This window comes from Thiomonas sp. TH-17, from assembly GCF_057473305.1.
Genome location: NZ_JBYCKI010000146.1, coordinates 1 through 3,492 on the forward strand (window position 1 = coordinate 1; position 3,492 = coordinate 3,492).

At 63.4% G+C, this 3,492-nt stretch carries 2 protein-coding genes and 1 pseudogene; all 3 read left to right on the forward strand.

Annotated elements, in window-relative coordinates:
- Positions 1 to 59 precede the first annotated feature (59 nt).
- Positions 60 to 266: pseudogene (gene yidD, locus AC2VLV_RS08770) on the forward strand (membrane protein insertion efficiency factor YidD); the annotation flags it as partial.
- 278 nt (positions 267 to 544) lie between these two features.
- A complete protein-coding gene (gene yidC / locus AC2VLV_RS08775) occupies positions 545 to 2,242 on the forward strand; it encodes a membrane protein insertase YidC (protein ID WP_486989626.1) in 1,698 nt (565 codons plus the stop codon).
- 31 nt (positions 2,243 to 2,273) lie between these two features.
- Positions 2,274 to 3,492 (forward strand): tRNA uridine-5-carboxymethylaminomethyl(34) synthesis GTPase MnmE (mnmE, locus tag AC2VLV_RS08780; protein WP_486989627.1); only part of this gene is annotated, 1,219 nt, incomplete at its 3' end.

Genomic DNA, 3,492 nt, shown 5'->3' on the forward strand with positions numbered 1-3,492 from the left:
AACGCTTTGCTCAAAAGCTGGATCGAACGCACGGTCGTGGTGTCTGGGCGAAGTGCCGCATGAAGTCTGTTCTGATCGGTCTGGTACGGCTGTACCGCCTGCTGCTGAGCCCTTGGGTGGGCGGGCAGTGCCGTTTTTATCCCACTTGTTCGCAATACACCATCGACGCGCTGGAGCGGCACGGGGCTGCGGCGGGCAGCTATCTGGGTGCGGTCAGAATTTTGCGGTGCCAGCCCTGGTGTCAGGGGGGGCATGAGCCGGTGCCAGACGCTTTCACCTGGGCGCCCTGGCGTCGACGGATGGAAGAGGACGATGCGTCAGATGCTGCGGCGCCAGATGGCGCGCAGGCTATGTCACCGCGGCCCATGCACAATAGCGCGTTTGAGTCTGATGAACCCGCTTCGTCTGCGGAGTCTGGCGCCTGCGCTGAGGGGCCGGAAGGCCCGGCTTCATTTGCCCCGGCTTCATCCCTGCGCGCTTCATCGTTCACCCCCAAGCCCTGAAGTCATCGGGCACTTCTGCATCACTACAACAGGATTTACGTATGGATCTCCGCCGTTCGGTTCTCTGGGTGGTTTTCACCATGTCGATGATTTTTCTGTACAACTCCTGGCTGCGCTACAACGGCGAGGCGGACTTGTTCGGAACGCCGCCGGCCCATCCGGCGCAAGTCGCCAGTGCGCCGACCAGCGCGGTGCCGCAGGCGGCACCGAGTGCGGCCACGCCGCCGAATGTCGCGGGTGCTGCGGCAACCGCAACGCTGTCCGCTCCGGTCGCTGCGGCGTCAGCCGCTCCCGCGGCCCAGCTCACCACCATCCGCACCGATCTGATGGATGTGAAAATTTCTTCGCGCGGCGGCAATCTGGTCTATGCCAAGCTGCTCAAGTATGAGAGCCGTACCGAACCGGGCAAGAACGTGGTCTTGTTCGACGATACGGCGAGCAATAAATACATGGCGCAGTCGGGTTTGATCGGCGGCGACTTTCCCAACCATGAAACCGAGATGACGGTGCTGCCGGGCCCGCGCGACATGGGCAACGCCAAGACCTTGCAGGTCAAGCTGGTCTCGCCCGATCTGGGCGGCATCAAACTTGAGCGCACCTACACCTTCACCCGCGACAGCTATGTGGTGAATGTGCAGAACACCCTCACCAATACCGGCAGTGCAGCGGTGGCGCCGCAGATGTATATGCAGATCGTGCGCGACGGCAACACGCCTCCGGGTGACGACTCGCACTTCTATCACACCTATACCGGCCCGGCGTATTACGACAACGCCAACAAGTTCCAGAAGTTCGAGTTCAAGGATCTCAAGACCAACGAGGTGCCCAAGAAGGCCGACAGTGGCTGGGTCGCCATGATTCAGCATTACTTCGTGTCGGCCTGGGTGCCTGAGCCGTATGAAGGCTCGCGTGACCTTTATACCCGTAAGCTGGGCGACAACCTGTATGCGGTGGGGGTGATTCAGCCGCTGGCGCAGATCGCGCCGGGCAAGAGCATCACCACCGATGCCAAGCTGTTCGTCGGCCCTGAGCTGGAGAGCACGCTGGGCGCGCTCGCCCCTGGCCTAGAGCTGGTGAAGGACTACGGCTGGGTGACCATTCTGGCCAAGCCGATTTTCTGGCTGCTGGAGATGATCCACAAAGTGGTGCAGAACTGGGGCTGGTCGATCATTGTTCTGACCCTGCTGATCAAGCTGGCGTTCTTCCCGCTGACGGCGGCGAGCTATAAGTCGATGGCGCGCATGAAGGCCGTGGGGCCGCGCATCAACGCGCTGCGCGAGTCGTACAAGGGCGATCAGGCGAAGATGAATCAGGCCATGGTCGAGCTGTACCGCAAGGAGAAGATCAATCCGCTGGGTGGCTGCCTGCCCATCGTGATCCAGATTCCCGTGTTCATTGCGCTGTACTGGGTGTTGCTGTCGAGCGTGGAGCTGCGCGGCGCGCCGTGGATTCTGTGGATACACGATCTGTCGGCCAAAGACCCGTACTACATCCTGCCGGCCATCATGACGGCAACGTCCTTCTTGCAGGTCAAGCTCAACCCGACTCCGCCCGATCCGATGCAGGCGCGGCTGATGTGGATCATGCCGGCGGCGTTCTCCATCATGTTCTTCTTCTTCCCGGCCGGTCTGGTGCTGTACTGGCTGACCAACAACACCACGTCGATTGCGCAGCAGTGGTTCATCAACAAGAAGATGGGCGTGGGTGTGTTGACCGACACCACAGCGGCGGCCAAATAAAGGCGCACGCAATCCGCGCGGTTGCCCGGCCATGAATCTGTTGGCGCAAGACGCCGATCCGATCGTGGCCATTGCCACGGCACCCGGTCGCGGCGCCGTGGGCATCGTCCGGGCTTCGGGTAAATCGCTCGGGGCTTTGGCGCAGGCCATCACTGGCCGGGCGCTGCTGCCGCGCCATGCCACCTATCTGCCGTTCGGCGATGGGCGGGGGGGCGTGATCGACCAGGGGCTGGCGCTGTTTTTTCCGGCGCCGCACTCTTACACCGGCGAGGATGTGCTGGAGTTGCAGATCCACGGCGGGCCGGTGGTGCTGCAACTGCTGCTCGCCCGGCTGCTCGAACTGGGGGCGTCTTCACGGCTGCGAGTGGCGCAGCCCGGCGAATTCACCCGGCGAGCGTTTCTCAACGGCAAACTCGATCTGGCGCAGGCCGAGAGCGTGGCCGATCTGATCGAGGCCAGTACCGAGGCGGCCGCACGCAGCGCTACCCGGGCGCTGGCCGGCGAGTTGTCGCAGGCCGTGCGTGTACTGACTACCGAGTTGGTCGAGTTGCGCCTGCTGGTCGAGGCCACGCTCGATTTTCCCGAGGAAGACATCGACTTTTTGCGCCAGGCGCAGGCGCAGCAGCGTTTGCAGGCCTTGCAGCAGACGCTGCAGCAGGTGCACGCCAAGACGCGGCAGGGCGCACTGCTGCGCGAGGGGCTGCAGGTGGTGCTGGCAGGGCAGCCGAATGTGGGCAAGAGCTCCTTGCTCAACGCATTGGCGGGGGCCGAGCTGGCCATCGTTACGCCCATTGCGGGCACCACGCGAGACAAGGTCAGTCAGACCATCCAGATCGAGGGCGTGCCCTTGCACATCATCGATACCGCGGGCCTGCGCGACAGCACCGACGCGGTGGAGCGCATCGGCGTGGAGCGCAGTTGGCACGCCATCGCCGGTGCGGATGTGGTGGTGTTTTTGCACGATCTCACTCGTCTGCAGGCGCCGGGTTATGCCCAGGCCGAGGCGGAAATCGCCCGCGGACTACCCAAGGGCGCGCCCTTGCTCCACGTTTTCAACAAGCGCGATTGCGTCGAAACCTGCGCCCAAGCGCGGCTACTGTCGCAAGTCTGGGCGCAATGGGGCGTGGAGGCCGGTGAGTCGGTCTGGATTTCTGCCGCCACCGGCGACGGTCTGCAGGAATTGCGTCTCAAGCTGCTGCAACTGGCGGGGGCGCAACCGACCAGCGAGGGCGTGTTCATCGCCCGTCAGC